Here is a 24460-nt window from a genome sequence, read left to right as displayed (position 1 = left end):
TTTTCTTATCATGTTAAAGCAGGGAAATGCGGAAGCACATACTCGCCTAATTCTTCAATCACTTCTTCGACTGGACGCTGTCCATATTTTAAGTTGATGATGACATGGTTCACACCTGCATCCTGTAAAGCTCCAAGAAATTCGATTACGAAATTTCGTCCCGTACGGAATCCAAGATGTATCGGAATTGGTACATGATTTGGATCTTCCGTTAAGTCAATGTAAAGAGATTGGGAAAATGGCTTAAATTCTTCTGTTAGCGAACGCCAATTATCGATTAATGCTTTTTGAAACTTAATTCCACGCGGATAGTATATCCATCCATCACTATGTTCAGCAATCCATTCAGGAGATTGTCCACTGTGACCTGTTACCATTAATGGTATATCTGACAATTTTGGTTTTGGCAGCATATCTCCACTTGTCATATGCACTCGTGTCGTGTTAATCGTCGGAAAATGGTCACGCCAAACCTTTCTTATAGCAGCTACTGATTCTCGGAATAATTCGCTCCGTTCTTCTGGATTCACAGAAAATGCTGGAAACTCGATTGGACGGTCACCAGTTGCGACGCCGAGAATGAGTCTTTCACCAGATAATCTGTCTACAGAAGCTGCCGCTTTTGCCACATGAAGTGGGTGACGCAGCGTTAAAATAATGCTTCCAGTTGCTAAAGCAATCTTATCGGTGTGAGCCGCAACATACCCTAAATACGTAAACGGATCATACATTTGTCCAACATCTCCGAAATTTGGATCGCGCAGCGGCACATCTCTCACAAACAATGAAGCGAAATTCAGCTCTTCTGCTCGTTTTGCCAGCTTCATTTGCTTTTCGATATTCATCTCAGGGACGTCTCCCATATACGATTCAATCGGAAAGAACAGCCCTAAAGTCAGTTTGTTCTCTTGATACATGCGTGAATACCCTTTATGATTTTTAAATTTTTCCATTGTTTTTACCACTCCTTAAGAAAAGGTGGGCCGTATATAAAGGAAAGGCCCTGTTTAAAATAATTTGTTTTACAGATATGAACAATATTTATAATTTGTACAAAAACATATATTATATCTGTAACGAACTTTTTATGATGCAGCCGCGGCAATAGCAGCATCGTCTTTTATCACTTTGTCAATAATGGCGCTGCCAAGACAAATCTCACCTTCATAAAATACCGCTACTTGCCCTGGTGTCACAGCCTTAACTGGTTTTTCAAATTCTACAAACACCGTTCCATCCGGACGAATATGGACACGCACCTTTTGATCCTCTTGACGGTAGCGGAATTTAGCTGTACATGCAAACGTACTAAGACGAACATCCCCATTTATCAAGTTCAGGTTTGATGCAATCAGTCCAGTAGAGAACAATGCCGGATGGTCTTTGCCTTGAGCAACAAGTAAAACATTGTTGTCTAAATCTTTATCGACGACATACCAAGGTTCTCCTGTTCCTTTGCCGCCGATGCCAAGCCCTTTTCGTTGGCCGATTGTGTAATACATTAAACCATCATGAGTACCGAGCACTTCTCCATCAAGCGAACGAATTTCTCCAGGCTGTGCCGGCAAAAAATTCTTTAAAAAGTTTTTGAAATTTCGTTCTCCAATAAAACAGATTCCGGTACTATCTTTTTTATTGGCGGTAATAAGGTTCAATTCTTGGGCGATTTTTCGCACCTCACCCTTCGTTAACTCACCCAGCGGGAACAGAACTTTAGACAAATGGTCCGATGTTAGCTGGCTAAGAAAATACGTTTGATCTTTATTCGCATCTTTTCCACGCAGCAAGGTGATTTGGCCATTTTCTCTGTTGATTCTTGCGTAATGACCCGTTGCGATATAATCCGCATCAAGTGAAAGAGCATAGTCAACAAACGCTTTAAATTTAATTTCAGTATTGCATATTACATCTGGATTCGGTGTTCGGCCTCGCTTCAGCTCATCCATGAAATACGTAAATACACGATCCCAATATTCTTTTTCAAAGTTGACGCCATAGTAAGGAATCCCGAGTTGGTTGGCAACTCGTTTAACATCTTCATAATCCTCAGCTGCCGTACATACACCATCATCATTCGTATCATCCCAGTTTTTCATAAATACCCCGATGACGTCGTACCCTTCTTTTTTAAGAAGATAAGCAGCTACAGAGGAATCCACTCCTCCAGACATTCCGACGACTACTCGTTTTTTCTTCATTATCATTCACCTCCTTAAACTGAAACGTTTTTGATTACAGTTTTATTTAAAAAAAATTTTTGCCGCAACAAACTATTTTGTTTCAGGCATGAAACGAACTTTTTGAGCTATTATTATGAATTTCATTAATGATATCTTGGACCGTCACACCTTTTAAATAGTTTAAAAAATGTTCTTCTGCATTATGAAAAATACGAATGAGTACATCTGACAGATGTTTGCCTATTATACAGTTGTCATTGGAATCGGGACATTTCGGCACAAGCGTTTCCTCACTAGTGATTCTAAAAATTTTGTCTAACGTAATTTGTTCAGGCTGAGCGTTTAACGAAAATCCGCCCTTTGCCCCTTCTTTAGAAGCAATTATATTTTCTTTTCTTAATATGCTTAAGATTTTTCTTAATCTTACTGGGTGGACAGAAACACTTTGAGAAATGTCTTCACTGGTTACTCGCTGATTTTGCTTTTCAGCCAGATACGCAACGCAGTGAACGGCAATCGAAAAATCGCTATTCATATTGAACCTTCCTCCTAAGTGTAATAATAATGATTACAGTTTATATTGTCAACTTAAAATTACTTCTTTTCATCAGCCGCAAATAAAAAATTCGGATCATTGGCCTAAACTTAGTGTCGAGTAGTAATGATAATAAGCGATATAAAGCCCATTAGAAAAAAACAAAAATTAGCATTTTAATCATGATTCCATTCAACTATATGAGCTGCGATTGCTGAAGCTTTGCCAGAGCATCGATTCATTTCCAAACGATCAAAGTTAGTCATGTACAGTGTTTACATGTAGCGCAACGATTAAAAAATTCTTTGTAAAAAATCTTCACATTGGCAGAAACCTTTTGCTATTTCATTATAGACATGATCGATAGATTTACTATACAATTATCTACTCATTGTGTCTATATAGACTGACATCAGAGAGCAACCTGCTAGTTAAGAAAGAATACTATCAAAACAAATACTCCTCTTTGAAAAGGTGAATCTCAAAGAGGAGCAGAGAGCTTTCATTTTATTTTTCCACGCTTATCCAGTTGGCGGTATTTAGAGTTCCATAAGTACGGAAAGTTTTATCTTGCATAAGTCCGAGTAATCTGCTTCCAATCTGGTGCAAAAATTACGGAATTTCAATGCGGTTTTCGCCTAGTTTATGCTTTTGGTTGATGCAAACCCCGTCTAAATTTATTGAGACGCTTTCGTTTGAAATAATTTTATACTAATCCCTATAAAATCACCCCTGTTAAACAGGCATCGTTCCGAAACTCTTCGCCTAATTAGTGATTAAGCAAAACCGGTGATGATGCGTAATTTGCAGCATTTATGTATTCAACGAGAAAGCAGTATCATAACAATTCTGAAAATAAATAACAACAAAAAAGAAAGCTTCTTATAGAAGAGCTTAGTCTAAATTATATTGCCTAACTTTGTAATATGGGTAGTCCATTTGTTTTTGAATGCGAAGAACAGCTTCTCTGCCTGCAAGCAGCTCACAAATAAATAAACCGAGATCCACAGATGTTGCGACCCCGCCGCCAGTAATAACATAACCGTCCTTCACAATTCGATCTTCTATAACTTCTGAACAATAAGATCGAAGTAAATCATACTCGTTTGGATGGGTCGTCGCTTTCTTTCCATCAAGAAAACCAGCAGCGCCAAAAAGTATGGAACCTGTACAAACGGACACTTTATACGTCGCATTGCTGCCCGTTTTTAACCATTCGATAAATTCAGAATCATGCAATAATTCTCGAGTACCGAACCCCCCGGGGACAAATAACAAATCATACTGAGATAAATCAGGAGCCACTTCTTGAATCTTAACTGTAATTCCCCGATCATCACTTATTTCATCTTTCATTCCACACAAGGTCCAGCTTAATTCTTCATTAAAACCCATTGTTTTCAAGCGTGTTACCGCATCATAAAAACCTACAAAATCAAGAGCTGTCATTCGATCAAAAAGAATAAATGCAATTTTCATAGAATACCTCCAAAAATTGAAAAAATTGCCTAACTTATTGCTATCATACGGCATTGCTTTTCATACTTACAAGCTTTTATTTTGTCTTTCACCTGAAATCTCTCTGAATAACTTTTTCTCTTATCCATTCATCGTTCGCCAAATTTATTGTCTGCTAAAGAATATGATTGATTTTCGTGAAGTAAAGGTATTTCAAATTTGGAGGGATCATGTATTTAGGAAAGCTGTTTTTATTTGTGAATGAATGATAGGAAAGGGTGTTTACAAGGAATTTGCAATTAAGTTGAAAAACGCCCGCATGGTATGCAAACAGGAATTGATATCGGCTGTCTTAAGACTTCCCCCTTTTATAAGATACGATTATAAAATCGGGTGTCCAAATTCATTACGGGGCTAATAGGTAGAAAAGTGATGCAACAGAGGCAAGAGGCAAAAATAAATGGCACTGCATATGTTTATTCGTTGATCTTTATAATTGAGAAACTATTGCTCACAGAGCGGGTGCAGCTGCTTCCGCTTTCAAGTGAACTAATGCTCGATCAGTTTTGATTCCTTGTACTTAAAAACCGCAAAAAGCGAGCACTGAAGCTTCAAGATATGGCGTTTCAATTCCTTATAGTTAAGATAAAAACAAGTAAGTGTGAATGTGAGGGCGATTGCTGAACTTTAGTTTCAATTCCTTATAGTTAAGATAAAAACGGAGACCTGAGTGTTTTCAATGGGACATTAGGAAAGATTGGTTTCAATTCCTTATAGTTAAGATAAAAACTTAGCTGGAGCTGTTGTTGATGGTGTGTATCCAGAGTTTCAATTCCTTATAGTTAAGATAAAAACGATTTTGAAACATCGAAAAATGAAAGAAAAAATACAAGTTTCAATTCCTTATAGTTAAGATAAAAACCCCAAAAAACGTTGATGTTAGTATGTTTTCTAAATAATGGCGGATGTTGGTTTTAATTATAACGAACATAGAAAAATTTAGCAATGGCCCATTATTCTGCTGTTTCCTTCAAAAAACAGCTGTCGTCGATCTCCAGGGATTTTTACACGATTGGAGGTCGACGACTTTTTTCACACTTGGGTGATGTGATTACTGCGTTTGTTTCAAAATTCATACCAGAAAAAATATCGTCATTGTTTTGAAACTAAACCTTGCCTTCTCCAGCTAGCCTGCCAATTAGTCAATCATGAAGGAGCTTCACCACAGATAAAGAAGTTAGTCCGCTTTTCATCGGAGTTAAATACGTCTAAATGTTTCCAAAGAAAAAACAACATCTGGTAAAAAGCTTTTTTTGCTGATGCTTCGTTATATTTTAAAGAGAATGGGTCGCTGAATCCATGTTGTCCATTCAACTTATGAACCTCAACATTATGCTTGTTTTCTAAAGCTAAAATTAACTCATCAACATTAAACAATTTTTCTTCTTCTGGAAAGAACAGCAATCCGGGCATTGAGGCGATATTTCCATATAATTTCTAATACGGAACCATAATCCCCAATAATTCCATCAACAAGTCGTTCTTCACTACATAGCCATGCAACAGTTGCTCCTGCACTGAATCCGGCGACAAATATGTTTTTATATCCATCCTTAATCTCCGATAACAAACTTTTAATCATGACCAAAGCGTTTGTAAAACCTATGTTCTCCATAAAATTAAAGTAAGCATCTTCCTCTTGAGAATAATCAAAAGGAGTTTCCTGTTCTAACATATTCGAACAGAAGACATCAAAGTCGAATTTCAGATAATGATTGACAAACATGTTTCATATGTTGATTGATTCCATAAATTTCGTGAACAAGATAATTGCAGCATCCGAATCTTTTTGTATGCTAATCATTATTGCTCCTCCACCAAAGCTGTTGCACCTACTTTAAATTCTTTTTTTCTTTTTCATCACTATACTACCAGCAGCGCAGCAATCTTTATTCTTCAACTCAAGTATTATTTTCAACAACTTCTTCAATAATTGAATTTCCTTCCGTTTCCTTATCATCGAGCCATTTCCAATTCTCATACAGTCTAATTCGCCCATCTGGTAAGATTTTTGGAGTAGAAGTACATTTTCCGCCCCTAATCTCGTTTTTGATATTCACATGGTTATACCTAAACTCTAAGCATCCATCTTCTTTTACTATCCCAATTAAGAATCCTTTTATAATTTCTCCACCGCTATACGTTGCTGAGATTATATTTCCTTCTTGTTTATATTCAAAAAGCGTTTCTGAAGAAACTTCTCCATTATCTGTATTTTCAATTGAAACAAACTTGCGGCCATTATAATTTATCACAAACAACGCTCCTCTAATTTTTAATTTTCACTATTTTACCACATGTTTTATCCTTTTTTAGCCATCAAATTTATTTTCTCATGTTCAACTATTTCACAAGGGATACTTTGAGAAATACTTAATCAGATTTTCTAGTGCGGAATCGTGTCAAAAAGGGATTCCTACATTCAGCAGGAATCCTTGATACATCCAATGCCGAACTTAAATTTTAGTACAAGAAGGCGGGGTTATCGCTCTGCCTTTACTTCTCCGGATTCCTTACTATCGTTCCCCCGAGTTCAGCAGAAGTTAAAAGTAGATCTCCATTTTTGATACCGCTTTTACTTTTAATGAAAAAATTATTCTTGAGTTAAATAATTGAAATGTTTATCAGTGATATATGTTAGATCAATTCCAAAATTCATCTTATTTAAAATAGGTTTAATATATTCTATTAAATGTGCACCAGCCTCAAAATGATCAGGAAATTTACTAATATAAAATGAATAGTTATTGTCACAATTTGGCTTATGCTCCACTAATCCTTCAATTACTTCAATAATTCGACCGACAATATTTTCTTCTAATTTTTCCTCTGAAATTATTACAGTGTGGATATAATTCTCCGCGCCTTCAAATGAATTTTCATCCTCTATTTCCTTTAAAATTGGAAAATCATCCAAAACACTTGGTCTTCTGTAATCTAAAATCAACAGCATACAGATAGTTTCATTATCTTGATTATCTATACGAAACAATTCTAGATCTCGCAATTTTAGCATTCTTACCAATTTGAACATTAAATATCATCTTTCTAACTTTGGATTCCTTTTTCATTGAAGTATACTAAAGAATTTAGAATAACTATACTATACTTCATATAAAATTATATCCGTAAGTTAGAGTAAGCTGAATACACTTTGAGATGAATAACTTATACCGAGAAAAAATTTTTTATGGTTTTTCCGCAACTTTGATCGTCTCAGAAATAAGGAATATGCTCACTGATCTACCTTCCATACATATAAAAGAGATGCACTTCACATCAAGTGCACCCCAACAATTGACTGAGAACCTTTATTTAAAAGCCATCGCAGCTTTTACAGCTTTTTGCCAGCCTTCATATAATTTGTTACGTTTTTCTTCATTCATAGATGGCTCGAATGTACGGTCAATGTTCCATTGTGTCGCGATCTCTGATTGATCTTTCCAATATCCAACCGCCAAGCCGGCTAAATAAGCCGCTCCAAGAGCAGTAGTTTCATTGACAACAGGACGTTCAACAGGGACACCTAACAAATCGCTTTGAAATTGCATTAGAAAATTATTTTTTACTGCCCCGCCATCTACACGCAAGGTTTTCAAGGAAATACCCGAATCCGCTTCCATAGCAGTCAGCACATCTTTTGTTTGATAGGCAAGAGACTCTAAAGTTGCACGAACAAAGTGTTCTTTCTGCGTTCCCCGTGTCAAACCAAATATAGCTCCTCTAACATCGCTGTCCCAATACGGTGTTCCTAATCCGACAAACGCCGGTACTACATATACACCGTCTGTGGATTCTACACGTTCTGCATATTGTTCGCTATCAGCAGCATTTTTTAACATACGAAGTCCATCTCTTAACCATTGAATGGCAGATCCTGCAACAAAAATACTTCCTTCTAAAGCATATTCCACTTTTCCGTTTAATCCCCAAGCAATCGTTGTTAATAGTCCGTGGTTAGAAGCAACAGCTTTTTCGCCCGTGTTCATAAGCATAAAGCAGCCCGTACCGTACGTATTTTTCGCCATGCCTTCTTCAAAACAAGCCTGACCGAATAGTGCTGCTTGCTGATCCCCAGCCGCTCCAGAAATCGGAACTTCCTGCCCAAAGAAATGATACGGAACTGTATGTGCATAAATTTCTGAAGATGGACGTACTTCCGGAAGCATGGATTTAGGCACAGTTAAAATTTCTAACAGTTCATCATCCCATTTCAGCTCATGAATATTGAACATTAATGTTCTTGAAGCATTTGAATAATCCGTCACATGCGCCTTTCCACCCGAGAGCTTCCAAATTAACCAAGTATCAATTGTTCCGAATAATAGCTCTCCTCTTTCCGCTTTTTCTCTAGCCCCTTCAACATGATCTAATATCCATTTGACTTTTGTTCCTGAAAAGTATGCATCAATTAACAGACCTGTCTTTTCACGAAATGTATCATTTAATCCCTTCGCCTTTAACTCCTCACAAATATCTGCCGTTTGCCGTGATTGCCAAACAATGGCATTATATATCGGCTGACCTGTGTTTTTATCCCAAACAACCGTTGTTTCGCGTTGGTTCGTAATTCCGATGCCTGCAATTTGCTCAGGTTTTATTCCTGACTCAGACAAGGAAGTGGCGATGACGGATAAGATGGAACCCCAAATTTCATTGGCATTATGCTCTACCCAGCCTGGTTTAGGAAAATATTGCGCAAATTCTTTTTGTGAAATATGAACGATTTCCCCTTTTTTATTAAAAATGATCGCACGTGAACTTGTCGTTCCTTGGTCTAGAGCTAAAACATATGTTTCCATTTTCTTCACCTCATTTTTTTATTAAAATTATAAACTTAAAGTGTTGCTTTCGTTTTCTTATAGACATTCAAGCTTTGTTCTTTATTGCTTACTAGCGCTGCCACAACGATAGCTGCTACAACAATTGTGAAAATCCAAAAAGCAGAGGTACTGACTCCTTCAAAAGCCCATTTATAAAATAACGCTCCATACGTTCCCCCAATAATCGGCCCTACAACAGGAATCCAAGCATAACCCCAGTTAGAGCTTCCTTTACCTGGAATCGGCAGAATAAAATGAGCAATTCTCGGACCTAAATCACGGGCAGGATTGATGGCGTAACCCGTAGTTCCGCCTAAGGAGAGACCTATTGCAACGATGAGAAATCCAACGATGAACGGGTTCATTCCTTCTGCAAATTTATTCGCTCCAAGTGCCAACAATCCAAGCAACAAAATGAATGTACCAATGACTTCACTTAAAAGATTCGCTGCGGGATTTTTGATTGCAGGATCTGTTGAGAATACGGCTAATTTTGCACCTTGGTCATCGGTCGCTTTCCAGTGGGGCAAATAGTGCAAATAAACGATCACAGCACCGATACATGCACCAATCATTTGGGCAATAATATAGGTCGGTACATCACTCCATGGGAAAGAACCGATTGCAGCTAATCCGATGGTTACAGCTGGATTAAGATGGGCTCCGCTAAATTGACCTACAGCATATACCGCCATCGCTACGGCAAGACCCCATCCCATCGTAATAACAATCCAGCCTGAATTTTCAGCTTTTGATTTTTTAAGTACAACACCGCCGACAACTCCACCCCCAAAAACAATCAAAATCATCGTGCCAATTAACTCACCTAAAAATGCAGACATCAAAGTTTCCTCCTTTTTCATATATTTGTTATCTCTTGCGAAAAGACTACAATTTTGGTCAATAAAAAAGATCCGCAGCAAATTCCCCCCTTAGTATGCAGGCTGCATACAGGGAATTACTGTGGATCTCCATTTCTCCATCACAAATATTAACTTGATTTCAGATTATTACAAAAAGAAAGCGTTGTCAATCACTTTTTTTTGAATTATGATATTATTTGTTTTGAAGTAAGTTCTAGGAAATGGGACCCATGAACCTAATATGAATTTTTGTAACAATTCAAAAGCAAAGGCTTGATTACGATTCTTTACCTGATTGGAGAAAAAAATCAATAAACGCTAATGCGTCTTTCTCATCTTCTCCATCAGTCATCACTTTGATCGTCTGTCCCTCCATTATGGCAACGCTCATAAGCTGAAGAATACTTTTCGCGTTAATCCTTCTGTCGCCGATCATTAACTCAACCTTGCTTTTATACTGGTTTACTTTTTTCACAAAATCTGCTGCTGGTCTGGCATGCAGACCATTTTCAATGGTCACTGTAATCTCTTTTTCGATCATTGAGTTCACTCCTAATTTTTCTCGCTAGTCATTGATTTTGACAAGTTCCTTTGCACTCTCGCCAGCTCGAACGACCTCTTCAATCGAGCTTCCCAAACCAGCCTCAACGACCGCTGCATAAGCTCCTTCTACGAGAGGAGCATCGGCTATTATAATGTTTTCATTGTTCTCTAGCATCTCAATAGCCATTTCAGCATTAATGAGTGCACTCCCTAAATCAAACAAAACGACAACGCCTTTCTCAGAATAGACTGATTCAATTGCTTCCTTAATGTCTAATGCATTTGTTCCGATATCTCCTTCAACCCCTCCAGCGATGGCTACAGATACTTCAGGTTGAACTTGATTCAGAAGCTTTTTTAGGCCGCTTACAATTTCATAGCTGTGTGAAATTAAGACAAGACTTACATATTTCATTGGGCCACCTCTCCTTCTTCGAGCAATTCAGCTAAGGAAGCAAACAATAAATACGATGAAGCTGCCCCAGGATCAATATGACCAATAGAACGCTTTCCTAAATAAGCCGCACGGCCTTTCTTTGCCTCAAGCTCTTTTGTGTCGTCCATCTTCTCTTTAGATAAATCAGTAAGCTCTTTAGAATGAATCGTTTCACGATTTTTCATATACTCAATGACTGGCTCCCAAACATCGATCATCGTTTTATCTCCTACTTGTGCCTTTCCCCTAACTTTTAACCCATCCAATGATGCTGCTAATGCCTCAACTAAAGCCTTTATATCAACTTCTTTTTTACCCTTTAAAGCAAGAGAAGCTTTCATGAAAGCTGTTCCATATAACGGACCTGAAGCTCCGCCTACTTTAGCAATTAAAGTCATACCAACATCTTTAAACAAAGAACCAAGATCATCATATTTGCCTTCTGTAATTTTCTTGACGGTTTCCTGAAATCCTCGTGCCATATTTAATCCATGGTCTCCATCGCCAATTGCTTGATCCAGCTCCGTTAAATACTCCTTATTTTCCTGAATTTTATCGTTAAAAGTTATGATCCATTTTTTAGCCTGTTCAACGTCAAATGTCATTGATCATCTCTCCTCATATTCCTTCTATAGACAGACTGCAAGAAAGCGAGATTGCTATTTTTTGAATGCGATTGTATCCGCTTGTGCGTCTAACAACTCAATGAGTTGATCGTCTAATTTTAATAACGAAATAGAGCAGCCAGCCATTTCAAGCGATGTCATAAATTCGCCAACAAACGTTTCATGTATATAAATGTTCTTATCCTTTAGGACCTCAGAGACTTTTTTGTTCATAATATATAATTCCATTAATGGTGTTGCACCTAGACCGTTAATCATGACCGCAACCTTGTCGTTTTCCTCAAGTTTTAAGTCATCTAAAATTTTTTCAAGAAGTATTTGTGCGATTTCATCCGCTGGCTGGATTTGTGTTTTTTCAATGCCAGGTTCTCCGTGAATCCCCATTCCAATTTCGATTTCATTTTCTCCGAGCTCGAAGCCAGGTTTTCCTGCTGCTGGAACAGTGCATGGAGTTAAGGCCATTCCCATTGACCGCACATTTTCCACAACTTTCTTAGCTACTGCTTCTACTTCTTTTAGCGTTGCACCCTTTTCCGCTAATGCACCGGCAATTTTATGAACAAAAACCGTACCTGCTATTCCCCGCCGGCCTGTCGTATATGTACTATCCTCCACAGCTACATCATCATTCACAACCACTTTTGCTACGTTGATTCCTTCTGCTTCAGCCATTTCGGCAGCCATTTCAAAATTCATAATGTCGCCAGTGTAATTTTTAATAATCAATAACACCCCATTTCCGCTATCAACCGCTTGAATCGCCTCAAAAATTTGATCTGGGGTTGGGGAAGTGAACACTTCTCCACATACCGCTCCGTCTAGCATTCCTTTACCTACATAACCAGCATGTGAAGGCTCATGACCGCTTCCTCCACCGCTAACCAAGCCAACTTTTCCTTGAATAGGTGCATCTTTTCTTACGATTACGTTTGTATTTGGCAATCTCTTCATTCGATTAGAATGAGCCGCCACCATCCCTGCTAACATGTCTTCAACTACTTGATTAGGATCATTGATTAATTTTTTCATAGACATACCTCCCTCTATATACTTTAATTTTCTCCCGAATACTCCCGTCTTCTCTAAATTTCATTGACACCTAATAGTTGATCCACCGAAAATCATGGTGATAAATTGAATTTCTTTAAATTCCTTACAGTTGGGGGGACATCCTATCAACCAAACTGGTATTGTTTGGTAATAACAGTTATGACCGTGCGCAAAATCTCCACTCATCTCACGGTCGCTAACCCTCCCATGTATCACCGGATTGAGATCCATACATTCCTTCGTCCTGCGTATCCATGAGGTGGAGGTCGGATAAGCTCCTCGGCTGGGTCATAAGCCCGTATGGTAAAAATAAACTCCGACTCGGCACTATTGGTGTTTGTCTTTAGAAATACTTGAAGTATTCGATCGTAATTTAGTTAATATGTTGGTTAATAAATCGGTTTAAGCAACTTGTAAGGTAATTTGAGGTAACCCTCGCAATAATTTTGAACCATCAAATTCACACTGTTTTTGACCAATGACAAATAAGACACGTAATAGCTTACAACACAAAGCAATGAGGGACTGTTGCTTTTTTAAAGGCCTTTCAGATCGTTTTGTATAGTATTGATGTAAAGCTTTAAAAGTTGGATTATGGGCAACGAGTGGCCGAATCGCTAAGTACATAGCTTTACGCAGCCTGCTTCGTCCCCGTTTCGTTATTCTGGTTTGTCCTTTAAATGTTCCAGAACTATGCTCACGTAATGAAAGGCCTGCCAGATTAACTAATTGCTGAGGATGACTGTACTTTGTGAGATCACCCACTTCAGCGAAGAATAGAGTGACTGTTGTAACACCTAACCCAGGAATATTCATCATTTGCTTAGCACCTGGGATCGTTTCTACAAGAGCTTCTAGCTCCTGATCCAACTCTTCCAACTGCGTTTGATAAAGCTCATATTGGTCAATCAGATATTCCATTTCACGTTTGGCAAACTGAATCCCGATTTGAATTCCAATGCTCTTTTTGGCCGTTTCTACTAGTTTCGTTGCTCGCTTCATTCCAACTGCTCGTTGTACAAATGGCTTCCATTTTGAGAGAACCTCTTCAGGTGTCATTTCTTTCATTTGAGAAGGAAATGGAAACAGTTTTAGCGTGCAAAGAGCTGCTTTTCCTTTCCAATCTCCGAAAACATCGAAAAACTCCGGAAAATAACGTTGAATCAAATTTTGAATACGTCCTTCTGTGATGGCAAGCTGTTGAGTGAGCTGATCTCTTATTTTGACGCCTTCTCTTAGTTCCGCGTAAATACCGTCTAAGAGATTTGGTACGGAGTATCGGCCGTCTTTTATCAGCTGTGCAATCACTCTGGCGTCTTTTGTATCGTTTTTTGTTGGAGAGTTGTCATCAAGCTCTTTGCTTTTCTTTACATGCATCGGATTGACTAGCACAAAGTCATAGCCCTTTGCGGTAAGAAAATAAGCGAGATTTAACCAGTAAGGTCCGGTTGGTTCAACCCCAAAAATCACATGGTTCTTATCATTTTCTTGTTGGTGTCGATTCACCCAATCTAAAAGCATTTGGAAACCATGTATGCGATTTTCAAAGATCAAGCGTTTTCCAAATTCAATTCCTCGATCGTCTTGTGCCCGTGCCACGTGTTTGTCTTTGGCAATATCAATGCCGATTATTAATGTTGATGGTGTGATTTGCGAGATTTTTCGATTTTGAGTATAATTCATTATTGAGTCCTCCTTGGTAACTTATTAATTCGGGGTCAATGCATTGACACCCTGTACTATACCAAGAGGGCTCTTTTTGTTTCAAACCTCAAATTTCTTCATTACAGGAATGCTCCTCTTAACTTTGCACTTTTTATTAATGCAAAAATGATGCCAACAACGAAAGCGCTTTACGGATGCGTTTTCATATTTTTATGGCGAGTTCATTGGGAAAAAATATCAATCCATTTGATACTTTTTCCCAACTAAATGCTCCAATCCATATTCTCTTATTTTTTTAGCTGCCGTTTTATGAGTGATCCCAAGCGCTTTCGCTAATTGGTTATAGCTTGGGTAATATTGACAAGCAAACGAAAAAATTTGTTTTTCATATTCTTTGAAGGTCAGCACTTCGTTGCCAAAATTGATACTCTGTTTCTGCATTATTTTTTTATTTTCTTGACATTGAGGGTTCGAGATGTAGTAAGGTAAATCCTTGCATCGCAAAATTTCTTCATCTGCGAGATTAAATAACCGTTCAATTACATTTTGTAATTCTCTAATATTTCCTGGCCAATGGTAACTGCACAATGCTTCCATAAATCCTTTTTCATACCCTTTGATATTTTTTCCACCAATCTAGCATTCAATTGTTTTCGAAACGCCTCCACCAAAAGCGGAATATCTTCTTTTCTTGCCCTTAAAGGCGGCAGATGAATTGGTACAACATTCAACCGATAATAAAGATCCTCGCGAAAACTGCCCTCATCTACCATTTTTTTGAGATCACGGTGAGTCGCGGCAATTACCCTAACATCAAGCTGAATGGGCGCATATCCGCCAATTCTTTCCACTTCCCTTTCCTGCAGTACACGTAAAATTTTTGCTTGTAAATCCAAACTTAAATCACCGATTTCATCTAAAAAAATCGTACCTTTATTAGCGAGTTCAAATTTTCCTCGATGTGTTTTATACGCTCCTGTAAAGGCTCCCTTTTCATAACCAAATAATTCGCTCTCCATTAATTGAGGAGGGATGGCTGCACAATTCACTCGAATAAATAGGTTATTCTTTCTGTCGCTTGCTTCATGAATGGCCTTAGCAACAAGTTCTTTCCCTGTTCCGCTTTCTCCTGTAATAATCACTGTCGAATTTGTTTTTGCAACCTTTGCGGCGATTGTTAAGGAATCTTTTAATGTCTCACTGTTTCCTATGATCTTATGAAATGCTTCATCAAATCCTTGATGTTTGGACAGCTCCATTTCCAAATATTTCGTTCTTTGCTCCATTAGATCAATTTTTTCGAGGAGCTTTTTAATATCATCGAATGGAGTCATGGTGGCAACTGTTCCGCGAAATTCATCGTCAACGAAAATAGGATTTATTTTTGTAATATAACTAGATTGTTGGTTTACTTGAATTAGTTTCATAATCTGATTTTGAGTGCTTTTAATATTTTCCCATTCATGTTGCCCGATTATTGATTGAATGTTTGGGACACTGTTTAATTTTTTTAACAAAACATCCATTTCATCATTTTTGTATATAAAATTTCCATTTTTATCTGTTAATCCGATTAAATCTGAGACAGATTTTAAAACAAGATTTAGTCGCTGCTGCAGCTCTTTTACTTCATTCAATTCTTTACTGATTTTCTCAATGGTAGATATATCTTGAAAAATAGCAACAGCCCCAATCGTTTTTCCATTAAAAATAATTGGCGAACGGGTTGTTAACAATGTATGATGGTTGATTTCTTGCTTTTTGGATAATTCCATTTTTCCTGTCTTCAGTACTTCATGCAATCTTGAATGGGGAATCACTTCGTCAGCGCGTTGATTGATAAGCTCATGAGGATCTTTTTCCAAAAGTTTTGCTGCAGCTGCATTGACATAAGTGATGATATTGTCGCTATTCACAACGACGATTCCATTCGGTAAAGCAGATATGGCCTCATGAAGGGTAATGGAATTTTCCATGAGAAGTCGATCTGTTTCTGCTTGCTGGGAATCTTCAAGATCCGTTTGTTCAAAAAAATCTTTTATCTGCTGGACGATTTGATCGTCTATTTTTTCTTCAAAATGCAGGATAAATTCCTCTCCTTGTCCAATCTTTAAGGACACTAAAGATAATAGATTATTCACTTGAACTTTTTTATCCTGATAGAGAACGTACGTCTTTTTTAATATCTCTTTATTTTGTATGAGATTTTGAAGCAGCGAAATAAAAGCTGCTGCCATCCGGACATGAAGACCGTTCTTTTTGTAAACTGTTAATTTAATGAACATGAAATCCCCTCCTTTTTCCATTTTAATATACTTGTTAACAGGATTACTGGAAAATTTTTTGAAATAGATAGTAGTTATGAATCTCACGATTAAAAAATTTTTTTCACCCTGTAAACGATCATGCGTGGATGTTCTCATTGCTTTGACAGCGCTTTTGTTTATGGTACAATATTAATAAGTTAATAAATTGTAGCGGAGAGAAGGAGATCCACATCAATTCCCTTTAGTCGTTTGGATGAAGGGGTGTTTTGTTGTGGATTTCTTTTTTTCTAGAGACTTGAAGCAAAGACCTCTTCTCTGTTTCAATTAAGTTTGAAAGCTGAATTCACACTGATTTTTTGCCAATAATAAAAAAGGTGGAACGAACAATGGAATATAAAGATCAAAAAATTATTCCAGCGATTCGCAATATGAAGGATTTTGAAATTTTTCTTCAGAGTTCCTATGCATATGGTGTGTTATTAGATGTCCATATTGCCCAGTTGAAAAATATCGTCAATATTTCTAAGCAGCATTGTAAAAACTTGTTATTGCATGTTGATTTAATACATGGTCTTAAAAATGATGAATACGCAACCGAATATTTATGCCAGTCCTTCAAGCCCTATGGACTGCTTTCGACAAAAGCAAGTGTCGTTTTGAAAGCGAAACAAAAAGGCGTATTGGCTATTCAACGAGTTTTTCTCATTGACTCAAACGCTTTAGAAAAAAGCTATTCCTTATTAGAAAAAACAAAACCCGATGTGATTGAGGTTTTACCTGGCGCCATGCCGAACATTATTGCTGAAATTCATCAACGAATTCAAATCCCGATCTTTGCTGGTGGATTTATCCGCAGTATTGACGATGTCAACAATGCTTTACAAGCTGGTGCTGCAGCCGTGACAACATCCAATAAGCAATTATGGAAAGAATTTGAACAGTCATAATTTATTTTGAATGGCTACCCAATTTTTCGATGCTTTAGGTTTTGGCGGCAGTTTTAGACATTCAGTTTCAGAAACGCTGTAGAAGACATGAAAGACGCAAGCCATCTTCATCAATTGAATGAAGAAAAAATGGCTTGTGCGATGGTGTCAATAGCGTTTTCAAACACTGATTCTTCATCAACTGAATAAAGAAAAGTTCATTATGGGGAAAAGCTTTGAATTTTAAATTCGCATACAAAAGAATTTTCAGAAGATGAAGAATATGCTATAATACATTCAAAGTTAATATTCGGTTGGAGACAAGGAGAGACCACATAGCATTACGTCTGTAGAAGAAGCGTAGTGTGTATGTGGTCTCTTTTTTTAGGACTTTTGACGGATCACAGGAGGAATAACAAATGAACAAAAATGTATTTGCTTATCAAAGACAAGAAATATTAAAAGACGTCGATGGAAAACAGTTTGATGTAATCATTATTGGCGGTGGTATTACAGGTGCAGGAATTGCACTTGATGCAACAACACGTGGAATGAAAACAGTTTTATTTGAGATGCAGGATTTTGCCGCAGGAACCTCAAGCCGTTCCACGAAGCTTGTGCACGGAGGCCTCCGTTATTTAAAACAGCTGGAAGTGAAGTTAGTCGCTGAAGTTGGGAAAGAACGCGCGATCGTCTATGAAAATGGCCCGCATGTAACTACACCTGAATGGATGCTTCTTCCGATTTATAAAGGAGGAACATTCGGTAAATGGAGCACATCCATTGGACTGAAAATTTACGATTACCTTGCTGACGTGAAGAAAAGCGAACGAAGAACGATGTTGAATGCAAAGCAAACTATTGATAAAGAACCTTTATTAAAGCAAGATGGATTATTAGGCGGAGGATATTATGTCGAATATCGAACTGACGATGCCCGCTTGACAATTGAAGTTATGAAAAAGGCAGTCGAATGCGGTGCAAAAGCGATTAACTATGCAAAGGTAGACGAATTTATTTATGAACAAGGCAAAGCCGTAGGTGTAAAAGTTGTTGATCAATTAACAGGAGAATCATATCAAGTGTTCGCAAAGAAAATTATAAATGCAACAGGCCCTTGGGTCGATACGTTACGGGAAAAAGATCACTCTTTAAAAGGAAAACATTTGATTTTGTCAAAAGGAATTCACCTTGTTTTTGACCAAAGCCGATTCCCATTAAAACAAGCGATCTATTTTGATACACCTGATGGACGAATGGTGTTTGCCATTCCGCGTGATGGAAAAACTTACGTTGGCACAACAGATACTTTCTATGATGGGGATATTGCACATCCTAAAATGACTGTTGAAGATCGAGATTATCTTATTAAGGCCATTAATTATATGTTCCCAACGGTCCATATCACCGTGGAAGATATTGAATCAAGCTGGGCCGGGCTCAGACCATTAATCCATGAAGAAGGAAAAAGTCCTTCTGAAATATCACGCAAAGATGAAATTTGGACGTCTGATTCAGGTATTATTACCATTGCCGGCGGAAAATTAACAGGATACCGTAAAATGGCAGAAACGATCGTTGATCTTGTTGCCAAATTATTAAAAGAGGAAGAAAACGAAGCATTTTCCCCTTGCAGAACGAAAAACCTGCCGATTTCGGGAGGAGATTTCGGAGGTTCAACAAATTTTGAATCGTTCGTAACTAAAAAAGTTGAACAGGGAGAAAAATTGGGATTTAGCAGAAAACAATCGGAAAGATTGGTCCGATTATATGGAACGAATGTAGACCGGGTGTTTGAACTGGCAGTTGAATTAAAGAAAGTAAGAGATGAGTTTCAATTACCGATTGATGTTTTAGCCCAGCTTCAATATGCCTTAGAAGAAGAGATGGTCGTAAAACCGGAGGACTTCTTTATCCGGAGAACGGGATCGTTATTTTTTGAAATTCATTCAGTTCACCAATGGAAGGAATCCGTTATTCAATATATGGCGAAAAACTTGGAGTGGACAGAAGAGGAGCAAAACCGTTATCGCAAAGAATTAGAAACATATCTGCACGACGCCGTCACGCCTGTTGATGAAAAACAATAATAGACAAAATATATAATGACAGCAAAGGCTTTTATTATCCGGTTATTTGAACGAAAAGGAAAAAGTAGCCGAATTTTGACAGCATCCCCCTATAAGGAGACAGTAAATATGCATCAATTTACTGTTTACTTATGAGGGGATTTTTTTCGATAATGGTGGTGTTGAACTTTGCACCGGTTATTTCTTAAATTCGTAAATACAAAAAATCATATTAAAGAAAGCTTATTATGTAAAAAGTTTTTAAGAAGTGGATGACGCAAAGTAATGCAAGGTCTAACTTAGAACAGCTGTATCAAGCATTTCACATCCAGTGCACCCCAACAATTGACATAGCCTGACCAATCTGAAAAATTCAATCCCTGACCGGCAAATGGGATTTGCCATGGAAGGGATTGGGAACGTTAAAGTTCCGGACGAGAACACCAATGGATTGGAGAATAAAGTTCGAGCTTATCTGAGTGAGAAGACGGGGTTAAATCTAGGCGAAGGTAAAGCAGGCAACGATGGCATTGAACTTAGCACTAAGGGTACTGGCAAAACAGTTGATGATTTAATTAAAGTTGCTAAGCCTGGAAGAGCAACAAAAGGAAGAACTATTCAGTATGAGTTATCTGGTGGATTTAGTGAAGCAATGAATGACTTTCACTCGTTGGGACCTAAAATTACTAAGGATACGCCTGACCTCAAAGTCGGTATTTTAAAGGATGGAAGAACAGTTATTGTTAGAAAGAGAAGTAGTGATGGCCGTCCTACACTTGAAATTCAAGATGGCAAGAAGAGAATAAAGTTTCGTTACTAGAAAACAAATATGGAGGAAGTTTTATGGAACAATGGAAAAGATGGATACCGCTAGATGATATACCTTCAACAATTTATAATGATATGCTTTTGGATGGTAAAGATGGTGTTATTTTAGAATTTAGTGATGAAAATGGTGAAAAAAAAGTTGTAGTGAATTTTAAAGAAGGAGTATTATCGTATAGAAATACTGATGAAGGTTCGTTATTAGAAACGCTAAATTATTTAGATCAATATTACGGTACAGATTTTTATAGTGATTGGTCTTTATTTAAAGTTAAAAACTCAGAATACTTGAAATGGTTTCATAAAGAAAGTTGCGGTATATACGAGTCAAGAGAGGTAGAACATTATGTATTTTTAACTTCTAATGATGTAATTGAAATATTATCAATATATCCTCCTAGTATTACGGTAAAGTAATTTTGTTATAGTGTGTGAAGCAAGATTCCCTAATACAACGATAAATAAACAATCCGCTTGAACAAAAAGTTCAAGCGGATTGTTTATTCCTCAAGGAGCGCTTCGAATAAACTATATAGAGCAATGCCCTATACAATGCGCGCGGACCTTGCTTTCCTAGGAGATTCCCTCTTTTTAGCCATGGAGATTCCCGGCATCGGTTCCGCCGCCATCCGCGAGCTTACAGACGAACTGATTCATTGGCTCGACCGCTATGGAGAAAAGCTGAATGAAGCGGAGGAACTGCTGTATCAGACGGCCGCGTCCATCAGACAGGCAGACCAAACGCTCGCCGACAACATAAAAGAATTCGGTCTGAAGCTTCTTTGCTGGTATGACTTGCAGCGGTTGTTTGGAGAATACGACCCGATTACTGGAGAACGGATATCCGGATGGGACCGCCTGGTTGCGGGAGGAAATGTTATTGTTGTCCGTCATTCCTCCAGCCAAAGGGGCAGGAATCGCTGGAAAAGCGGGGATCAAAGGAGCGAAAGCGGCCGGGATAGCAGCGGATGTTTCGAAATTGGTCCCGCAAATGAAATATGTTCTCCGCTATGATAAAATGATGTCTGTCTTTCAAGCGGCGTACCTCCAAGTCGTGAAAGCGCCGATTACCAAAACGCTGCGATATTTTAATAAGCAATGGGATGACCGTCTTACCAGCGTTTCGTCTGTCCAATGGCAGCTAGCCTTGGCGGGAATTGGTCCAGCGTCCCGCGCATGGATGAGCAAGGCTAAGGAAGAAGTAAAAGAAACTGCGATTAACATGATTGGCAAAACTGGGGATGAGGTGGACGGTAAGGGTACGGGTAAATTTAGTAAGTATGATGTAGGATTATATAAAGAAATAAAAGGTGTACCGAGGTTAGATGCACATCATGTTGGACAAAAAGCAATTATGAAAAAATTCATTCGAAATTATGATCCAAATAATGCACCAGCAATATTAATACCAAAAGCTGGACATACAAGAAAAGGTCCTAGGGGAATAGTTTTGAGAAGTTCAAAAGGAATTGAGAGTGTAAGACAATTATTAGCAAGAGATATAATGGAGTTAAGAAGAGTATATCCAGACATTCCTAATTCTCAACTTCGAAAATTAATTGAATTAAATAAACAATTGTATCCAGAGATGAGAAGGAGATGAGATATATGAATAAAGAAGAGTTTGTTAAACTTTTACATCAGTCAATTATAAAAGAAAATCGTAATTTTTATCGAGATATATTCAATAATACTGATATTAATGAAGTTACAGACCCTTATTGGAAAGAAGCGTTGATGTTTTATTCAGAACTATCAGATAAAAATAAAGAAATATTATTTAAAATAATCGAACAAGTAGAAGTGGATGCTGTATCTAATATTTTAGGGGTGTTAGATGGGGTAGTATCAATAGGAGAAGAGGATATTGAGTTTAAAGTGACAATTAACAATAATAATGAACCAATTAATGGAGATTTACAAGACCTATTTTTGGAGTATGATGAAGAGAATAGGTAACAAGTAATGTTAGACTAAAAGTAGACACAGATTATTATAGTAATAATAGACTAAAAAATGAGGTGTCTACATGACAAAAAACAAAGGCGGTACGATCGGGATTAAGCCAATTACTTGTTATGGCCTTCGCCACACTCACGCATCAATGCTCCTATATAAAGGGGTGAATATTAAATACGTTTCTCGACATCTTGGTCATAAGGACATTGTGACAACATTGCAGACGTATTCACACATTTTGGACGAGATGGAGCAAAAAGAATCCCGGCAGGTAGACGTTGCAATGGAGGAGCTCTACCATACAAAATAGCCGTGCAAAATTTTTTCGAATTCTATCGGATTCTTCCGGTTTTCCAAAAAATGAAAAACGACTGCGTTTGCAGTCGTTTTAAAGCTTCCACGATTTTTGATCGTGAGATATCGGATACTAATGATGCCGATGGTGGGAGTCGAACCCACACTCCCGCAAGGGAACACGATTTTGAGTCGTGCGCGTCTGCCAGTTCCGCCACATCGGCGTAATGATATTGATGCAATTCCTCACTGGTGCCGAGGACCGGACTTGAACCGGTACGGTAGTCACCTACCGCAGGATTTTAAGTCCTGTGCGTCTGCCAATTCCGCCACCCCGGCTTGTAATGGAGGCGGCACCCGGATTCGAACCGGGGATAAAGGTTTTGCAGACCTCTGCCTTACCACTTGGCTATGCCGCCATTATTGGAGCGGAAGACGGGATTCGAACCCGCGACCCCCACCTTGGCAAGGTGGTGTTCTACCACTGAACTACTTCCGCACTTAAATTTAAAAGGTGGCTGGGCTAGCTGGATTCGAACCAGCGCATCACGGAGTCAAAGTCCGTTGCCTTACCGCTTGGCTATAGCCCAATGATATTAATATGGGGCGACTGATGGGAATCGAACCCACGAATGCCAGAGCCACAATCTGGTGCGTTAACCACTTCGCCACAGTCGCCATCTTATAAATGGCAGGGGCAGTAGGAATCGAACCCACACCGGAGGTTTTGGAGACCTCTGTTCTACCGTTAAACTATGCCCCTATCATGGTGGAGGGGGACGGATTCGAACCGCCGAACCCTAAGGGAGCGGATTTACAGTCCGCCGCGTTTAGCCACTTCGCTACCCCTCCGATTGTAAAAAATGCCGGCGAGAGGAATCGAACCCCCAACCTACTGATTACAAGTCAGTTGCTCTACCAATTGAGCTACACCGGCATATGTATACATATAATGGTGGCTCGGGACGGAATCGAACCGCCGACACAAGGATTTTCAGTCCTTTGCTCTACCGACTGAGCTACCGAGCCTTTTATGGCGGTCCCGACGGGAATCGAACCCGCGATCTCCTGCGTGACAGGCAGGCATGTTAACCGCTACACTACGGGACCATTGGTTGCGGGGGCAGGATTTGAACCTGCGACCTTCGGGTTATGAGCCCGACGAGCTACCGGACTGCTCCACCCCGCGCCGATAAAACAATAAACACTCTTCACACAAAAATTATGTATACATATCATAACATGCTGTGGCCCTAGCGCCGAAATTCATTAATATTCATTTTATTTACTATGTACATGGTGGAGGATGACGGGATCGAACCGCCGACCCCTTGCTTGTAAGGCAAGTGCTCTCCCAGCTGAGCTAATCCTCCATGGTGACCCGTACGGGATTCGAACCCGTGTTACCGCCGTGAAAGGGCGGTGTCTTAACCACTTGACCAACGGGCCAAAAATTTCATTCTGGCGGAGAGCAAGGGATTCGAACCCTTGAGACGGCGTTGACCGTCTACACGATTTCCAATCGTGCTCCTTCGACCACTCGGACAGCTCTCCAAATGGCTCCGCAGGCAGGATTCGAACCTGCGACCGTTCGGTTAACAGCCGAATGCTCTACCACTGAGCTACTGCGGAATGTAAAAGAAGACTAGCTGATATTACTATTATGTAGAATGCCTCATTTTCTATAGGCTGAATCAAATTGAAAGAAATAAACTTACAACTTCTTTTCTATTGTAAAGTGATTGCCTGGCAGCGTCCTACTCTCACAAGGGATAGACCCTCACTACCATCGGCGCTGAAGAGCTTAACTTCCGTGTTCGGGATGGGAACGGGTGTGACCTCTTCGCCATTGCCACCAAGCAAATTATTGTATTCATTTGT

The 24460-nt window shown here is 38.7% G+C and carries 23 protein-coding genes, 16 tRNA genes, 1 rRNA gene, 2 pseudogenes and 1 CRISPR repeat array; of the genes and pseudogenes, 8 read left to right on the top strand and 34 right to left on the bottom strand.

Annotation, left to right across the window (positions count from 1 at the left end):
* Positions 1 to 8: 8 nt before the first annotated feature.
* From ACVIJU_RS05790 to ACVIJU_RS05775, 4 genes are all read right to left on the bottom strand, one after another.
* Positions 9 to 953, bottom strand: a complete 945-nt coding sequence (locus ACVIJU_RS05790) for an LLM class oxidoreductase (RefSeq protein WP_063387217.1) — start codon at positions 951 to 953, stop codon at positions 9 to 11.
* 132 nt (positions 954 to 1085) lie between these two features.
* Positions 1086 to 2198, bottom strand: coding sequence for a tRNA 2-thiouridine(34) synthase MnmA (mnmA, locus tag ACVIJU_RS05785; RefSeq protein ID WP_082829590.1), 1113 nt, complete (start codon positions 2196 to 2198; stop codon positions 1086 to 1088).
* An 82-nt stretch (positions 2199 to 2280) separates the two neighbouring features.
* Positions 2281 to 2715 carry an RrF2 family transcriptional regulator gene (locus ACVIJU_RS05780; protein ID WP_063387215.1) on the bottom strand — a complete coding sequence of 145 codons (435 nt, stop codon included), beginning with the start codon at positions 2713 to 2715 and terminating at the stop codon, positions 2281 to 2283.
* 894 nt (positions 2716 to 3609) lie between these two features.
* A complete protein-coding gene (locus ACVIJU_RS05775; RefSeq protein ID WP_063387214.1) occupies positions 3610 to 4194 on the bottom strand; it encodes a DJ-1/PfpI family protein in 585 nt (194 codons plus the stop codon).
* Positions 4195 to 4605: 411 nt separating this feature from the next.
* On the opposite strand from ACVIJU_RS05775, the gene ACVIJU_RS05770 reads away from it, so the two are divergent.
* Entirely contained in the window at positions 4606 to 4743 is a 138-nt protein-coding gene (locus ACVIJU_RS05770; RefSeq protein WP_158640159.1) for a hypothetical protein, read from the top strand.
* Positions 4744 to 4796: 53 nt separating this feature from the next.
* A CRISPR array of direct repeats spans positions 4797 to 5095; the repeat unit is 30 nt; unit sequence GTTTCAATTCCTTATAGTTAAGATAAAAAC.
* Positions 5096 to 5379: 284 nt separating this feature from the next.
* On the opposite strand, the gene ACVIJU_RS05765 is transcribed toward ACVIJU_RS05770, so the two are convergent.
* The 13 genes from ACVIJU_RS05765 to ACVIJU_RS05705 all read right to left on the bottom strand — a co-directional run bounded on the left by ACVIJU_RS05765 (position 5380) and on the right by ACVIJU_RS05705 (position 16524).
* On the bottom strand, positions 5380 to 5610 hold the full coding sequence (locus tag ACVIJU_RS05765) for a hypothetical protein (protein ID WP_456687376.1): 231 nt from the start codon (positions 5608 to 5610) through the stop codon (positions 5380 to 5382).
* Positions 5603 to 5908 (bottom strand): hypothetical protein, encoded by a 306-nt coding sequence (locus ACVIJU_RS05760; protein WP_456687375.1) that lies wholly within the window; start codon positions 5906 to 5908, stop codon positions 5603 to 5605. Before ACVIJU_RS05760 ends, ACVIJU_RS05765 begins: the two co-directional genes overlap by 8 nt.
* Positions 5909 to 6134: 226 nt before the next feature.
* The gene (locus tag ACVIJU_RS05755; RefSeq protein WP_201108580.1) at positions 6135 to 6488 is read right to left on the bottom strand and encodes a n-acetylglutamate synthase; all 354 of its coding nucleotides are present in this window, start codon (positions 6486 to 6488) and stop codon (positions 6135 to 6137) included.
* A 338-nt stretch (positions 6489 to 6826) separates the two neighbouring features.
* On the bottom strand, positions 6827 to 7267 hold the full coding sequence (locus ACVIJU_RS05750) for a hypothetical protein (RefSeq protein ID WP_063387212.1): 441 nt from the start codon (positions 7265 to 7267) through the stop codon (positions 6827 to 6829).
* A gap of 277 nt (positions 7268 to 7544) precedes the next feature.
* The gene (gene glpK, locus ACVIJU_RS05745) at positions 7545 to 9035 is read right to left on the bottom strand and encodes a glycerol kinase GlpK (RefSeq protein ID WP_117017384.1); all 1491 of its coding nucleotides are present in this window, start codon (positions 9033 to 9035) and stop codon (positions 7545 to 7547) included.
* A 35-nt stretch (positions 9036 to 9070) separates the two neighbouring features.
* The gene (locus ACVIJU_RS05740) at positions 9071 to 9898 is read right to left on the bottom strand and encodes an MIP/aquaporin family protein (protein ID WP_117017385.1); all 828 of its coding nucleotides are present in this window, start codon (positions 9896 to 9898) and stop codon (positions 9071 to 9073) included.
* Between the two features lie 298 nt (positions 9899 to 10196).
* Entirely contained in the window at positions 10197 to 10460 is a 264-nt protein-coding gene (locus tag ACVIJU_RS05735) for an HPr family phosphocarrier protein (protein WP_066250986.1), read from the bottom strand.
* Between the two features lie 24 nt (positions 10461 to 10484).
* Positions 10485 to 10877 (bottom strand): dihydroxyacetone kinase phosphoryl donor subunit DhaM, encoded by a 393-nt coding sequence (dhaM, locus tag ACVIJU_RS05730; RefSeq protein WP_063387208.1) that lies wholly within the window; start codon positions 10875 to 10877, stop codon positions 10485 to 10487.
* Positions 10874 to 11503, bottom strand: a complete 630-nt coding sequence (gene dhaL / locus ACVIJU_RS05725) for a dihydroxyacetone kinase subunit DhaL (RefSeq protein WP_117017386.1) — start codon at positions 11501 to 11503, stop codon at positions 10874 to 10876. Before dhaL ends, dhaM begins: the two co-directional genes overlap by 4 nt.
* A gap of 54 nt (positions 11504 to 11557) precedes the next feature.
* On the bottom strand, positions 11558 to 12553 hold the full coding sequence (gene dhaK, locus ACVIJU_RS05720) for a dihydroxyacetone kinase subunit DhaK (protein WP_117017387.1): 996 nt from the start codon (positions 12551 to 12553) through the stop codon (positions 11558 to 11560).
* Positions 12554 to 12976: 423 nt separating this feature from the next.
* Complete coding sequence (locus ACVIJU_RS05715; RefSeq protein ID WP_456687374.1) at positions 12977 to 14257, bottom strand: IS110 family RNA-guided transposase; 1281 nt, start codon at positions 14255 to 14257, stop codon at positions 12977 to 12979.
* Between the two features lie 219 nt (positions 14258 to 14476).
* Positions 14477 to 14836, bottom strand: coding sequence for an AAA-type ATPase lid domain-containing protein (locus ACVIJU_RS05710; protein WP_456687373.1), 360 nt, complete (start codon positions 14834 to 14836; stop codon positions 14477 to 14479).
* Positions 14779 to 16524 carry a sigma 54-interacting transcriptional regulator gene (locus ACVIJU_RS05705; protein WP_456687372.1) on the bottom strand — a complete coding sequence of 582 codons (1746 nt, stop codon included), beginning with the start codon at positions 16522 to 16524 and terminating at the stop codon, positions 14779 to 14781. The genes ACVIJU_RS05710 and ACVIJU_RS05705 overlap by 58 nt, the downstream gene beginning before the upstream one ends.
* A gap of 368 nt (positions 16525 to 16892) precedes the next feature.
* Between ACVIJU_RS05705 and ACVIJU_RS05700 the strand changes: the two genes are divergently transcribed.
* The 7 genes and pseudogenes from ACVIJU_RS05700 to ACVIJU_RS05670 form a co-directional block, all read left to right on the top strand.
* Positions 16893 to 17453 (top strand): glycerol-3-phosphate responsive antiterminator, encoded by a 561-nt coding sequence (locus ACVIJU_RS05700; protein WP_063387204.1) that lies wholly within the window; start codon positions 16893 to 16895, stop codon positions 17451 to 17453.
* Positions 17454 to 17851: 398 nt separating this feature from the next.
* Positions 17852 to 19522: a glycerol-3-phosphate dehydrogenase/oxidase gene (locus ACVIJU_RS05695; protein WP_094244562.1), complete on the top strand. Its 1671-nt coding sequence runs from the start codon at positions 17852 to 17854 to the stop codon at positions 19520 to 19522.
* Positions 19523 to 19904: 382 nt separating this feature from the next.
* Positions 19905 to 20321: a hypothetical protein gene (locus ACVIJU_RS05690; protein WP_094244561.1), complete on the top strand. Its 417-nt coding sequence runs from the start codon at positions 19905 to 19907 to the stop codon at positions 20319 to 20321.
* Positions 20322 to 20344: 23 nt separating this feature from the next.
* Positions 20345 to 20743 (top strand): hypothetical protein, encoded by a 399-nt coding sequence (locus ACVIJU_RS05685; RefSeq protein ID WP_094244560.1) that lies wholly within the window; start codon positions 20345 to 20347, stop codon positions 20741 to 20743.
* Positions 20744 to 20917: 174 nt separating this feature from the next.
* Positions 20918 to 21929: pseudogene (locus ACVIJU_RS05680) on the top strand (pre-toxin TG domain-containing protein); the annotation flags it as partial.
* A 5-nt stretch (positions 21930 to 21934) separates the two neighbouring features.
* Positions 21935 to 22285 (top strand): hypothetical protein, encoded by a 351-nt coding sequence (locus ACVIJU_RS05675; RefSeq protein WP_029761977.1) that lies wholly within the window; start codon positions 21935 to 21937, stop codon positions 22283 to 22285.
* Positions 22286 to 22385: 100 nt separating this feature from the next.
* Positions 22386 to 22595, top strand: a pseudogene (locus tag ACVIJU_RS05670) (tyrosine-type recombinase/integrase); the annotation flags it as partial.
* A 124-nt stretch (positions 22596 to 22719) separates the two neighbouring features.
* Here the strand turns inward: ACVIJU_RS05670 and ACVIJU_RS05665 are convergent.
* The 17 genes from ACVIJU_RS05665 to rrf all read right to left on the bottom strand — a co-directional run bounded on the left by ACVIJU_RS05665 (position 22720) and on the right by rrf (position 24439).
* Positions 22720 to 22803, bottom strand: a tRNA-Leu gene (locus ACVIJU_RS05665).
* A gap of 26 nt (positions 22804 to 22829) precedes the next feature.
* Positions 22830 to 22918, bottom strand: a tRNA-Leu gene (locus ACVIJU_RS05660).
* Positions 22919 to 22924: 6 nt separating this feature from the next.
* A tRNA-Cys gene (locus ACVIJU_RS05655) sits at positions 22925 to 22998 on the bottom strand.
* 5 nt (positions 22999 to 23003) lie between these two features.
* Positions 23004 to 23078 (bottom strand) — tRNA-Gly (locus ACVIJU_RS05650).
* A gap of 16 nt (positions 23079 to 23094) precedes the next feature.
* A tRNA-Gln gene (locus tag ACVIJU_RS05645) sits at positions 23095 to 23169 on the bottom strand.
* 12 nt (positions 23170 to 23181) lie between these two features.
* Positions 23182 to 23257, bottom strand: a tRNA-His gene (locus tag ACVIJU_RS05640).
* An 11-nt stretch (positions 23258 to 23268) separates the two neighbouring features.
* Positions 23269 to 23342, bottom strand: a tRNA-Trp gene (locus ACVIJU_RS05635).
* A gap of 4 nt (positions 23343 to 23346) precedes the next feature.
* Positions 23347 to 23431, bottom strand: a tRNA-Tyr gene (locus tag ACVIJU_RS05630).
* A 12-nt stretch (positions 23432 to 23443) separates the two neighbouring features.
* Positions 23444 to 23516 (bottom strand) — tRNA-Thr (locus ACVIJU_RS05625).
* 16 nt (positions 23517 to 23532) lie between these two features.
* Positions 23533 to 23608, bottom strand: a tRNA-Phe gene (locus tag ACVIJU_RS05620).
* 5 nt (positions 23609 to 23613) lie between these two features.
* Positions 23614 to 23689, bottom strand: a tRNA-Asp gene (locus tag ACVIJU_RS05615).
* Between the two features lie 2 nt (positions 23690 to 23691).
* Positions 23692 to 23768: transfer RNA gene (locus ACVIJU_RS05610), tRNA-Met, on the bottom strand.
* Between the two features lie 108 nt (positions 23769 to 23876).
* Positions 23877 to 23952 (bottom strand) — tRNA-Val (locus tag ACVIJU_RS05605).
* A 1-nt stretch (position 23953) separates the two neighbouring features.
* Positions 23954 to 24028 (bottom strand) — tRNA-Glu (locus ACVIJU_RS05600).
* Between the two features lie 13 nt (positions 24029 to 24041).
* Positions 24042 to 24133: transfer RNA gene (locus tag ACVIJU_RS05595), tRNA-Ser, on the bottom strand.
* Positions 24134 to 24136: 3 nt separating this feature from the next.
* Positions 24137 to 24211, bottom strand: a tRNA-Asn gene (locus tag ACVIJU_RS05590).
* A 112-nt stretch (positions 24212 to 24323) separates the two neighbouring features.
* A 5S ribosomal RNA gene (gene rrf / locus ACVIJU_RS05585) occupies positions 24324 to 24439 on the bottom strand.
* Positions 24440 to 24460: the final 21 nt, after the last annotated feature.

It is taken from the genome of Aeribacillus sp. SP014 (genome assembly GCF_054055575.1).
Note: the sequence above shows the minus strand (reverse complement) of the source record. Positions and strands in the feature narration are given on the sequence as shown.

Excerpts from the sequence above, each read along its gene's own strand:
- ACVIJU_RS05790 (WP_063387217.1), bottom strand. The coding sequence starts at position 953 with ATGGAAAAATTTAAAAATCATAAAGGGTATTCACGCATGTATCAAGAG.
- mnmA (WP_082829590.1), bottom strand. The coding sequence starts at position 2,198 with ATGAAGAAAAAACGAGTAGTCGTCGGAATGTCTGGAGGAGTGGATTCC.
- ACVIJU_RS05780 (WP_063387215.1), bottom strand. The coding sequence starts at position 2,715 with ATGAATAGCGATTTTTCGATTGCCGTTCACTGCGTTGCGTATCTGGCT.
- ACVIJU_RS05775 (WP_063387214.1), bottom strand. The coding sequence starts at position 4,194 with ATGAAAATTGCATTTATTCTTTTTGATCGAATGACAGCTCTTGATTTT.
- ACVIJU_RS05770 (WP_158640159.1), top strand. The coding sequence starts at position 4,606 with ATGCAACAGAGGCAAGAGGCAAAAATAAATGGCACTGCATATGTTTAT.
- ACVIJU_RS05760 (WP_456687375.1), bottom strand. The coding sequence starts at position 5,908 with ATGTTAGAACAGGAAACTCCTTTTGATTATTCTCAAGAGGAAGATGCT.
- ACVIJU_RS05750 (WP_063387212.1), bottom strand. The coding sequence starts at position 7,267 with ATGTTCAAATTGGTAAGAATGCTAAAATTGCGAGATCTAGAATTGTTT.
- glpK (WP_117017384.1), bottom strand. The coding sequence starts at position 9,035 with ATGGAAACATATGTTTTAGCTCTAGACCAAGGAACGACAAGTTCACGT.
- ACVIJU_RS05740 (WP_117017385.1), bottom strand. The coding sequence starts at position 9,898 with ATGTCTGCATTTTTAGGTGAGTTAATTGGCACGATGATTTTGATTGTT.
- ACVIJU_RS05735 (WP_066250986.1), bottom strand. The coding sequence starts at position 10,460 with ATGATCGAAAAAGAGATTACAGTGACCATTGAAAATGGTCTGCATGCC.
- dhaM (WP_063387208.1), bottom strand. The coding sequence starts at position 10,877 with ATGAAATATGTAAGTCTTGTCTTAATTTCACACAGCTATGAAATTGTA.
- dhaL (WP_117017386.1), bottom strand. The coding sequence starts at position 11,503 with ATGACATTTGACGTTGAACAGGCTAAAAAATGGATCATAACTTTTAAC.
- dhaK (WP_117017387.1), bottom strand. The coding sequence starts at position 12,553 with ATGAAAAAATTAATCAATGATCCTAATCAAGTAGTTGAAGACATGTTA.
- ACVIJU_RS05715 (WP_456687374.1), bottom strand. The coding sequence starts at position 14,257 with ATGAATTATACTCAAAATCGAAAAATCTCGCAAATCACACCATCAACA.
- ACVIJU_RS05710 (WP_456687373.1), bottom strand. The coding sequence starts at position 14,836 with ATGGAAGCATTGTGCAGTTACCATTGGCCAGGAAATATTAGAGAATTA.
- ACVIJU_RS05705 (WP_456687372.1), bottom strand. The coding sequence starts at position 16,524 with ATGTTCATTAAATTAACAGTTTACAAAAAGAACGGTCTTCATGTCCGG.
- ACVIJU_RS05700 (WP_063387204.1), top strand. The coding sequence starts at position 16,893 with ATGGAATATAAAGATCAAAAAATTATTCCAGCGATTCGCAATATGAAG.
- ACVIJU_RS05695 (WP_094244562.1), top strand. The coding sequence starts at position 17,852 with ATGAACAAAAATGTATTTGCTTATCAAAGACAAGAAATATTAAAAGAC.
- ACVIJU_RS05690 (WP_094244561.1), top strand. The coding sequence starts at position 19,905 with ATGGAAGGGATTGGGAACGTTAAAGTTCCGGACGAGAACACCAATGGA.
- ACVIJU_RS05685 (WP_094244560.1), top strand. The coding sequence starts at position 20,345 with ATGGAACAATGGAAAAGATGGATACCGCTAGATGATATACCTTCAACA.
- ACVIJU_RS05675 (WP_029761977.1), top strand. The coding sequence starts at position 21,935 with ATGAATAAAGAAGAGTTTGTTAAACTTTTACATCAGTCAATTATAAAA.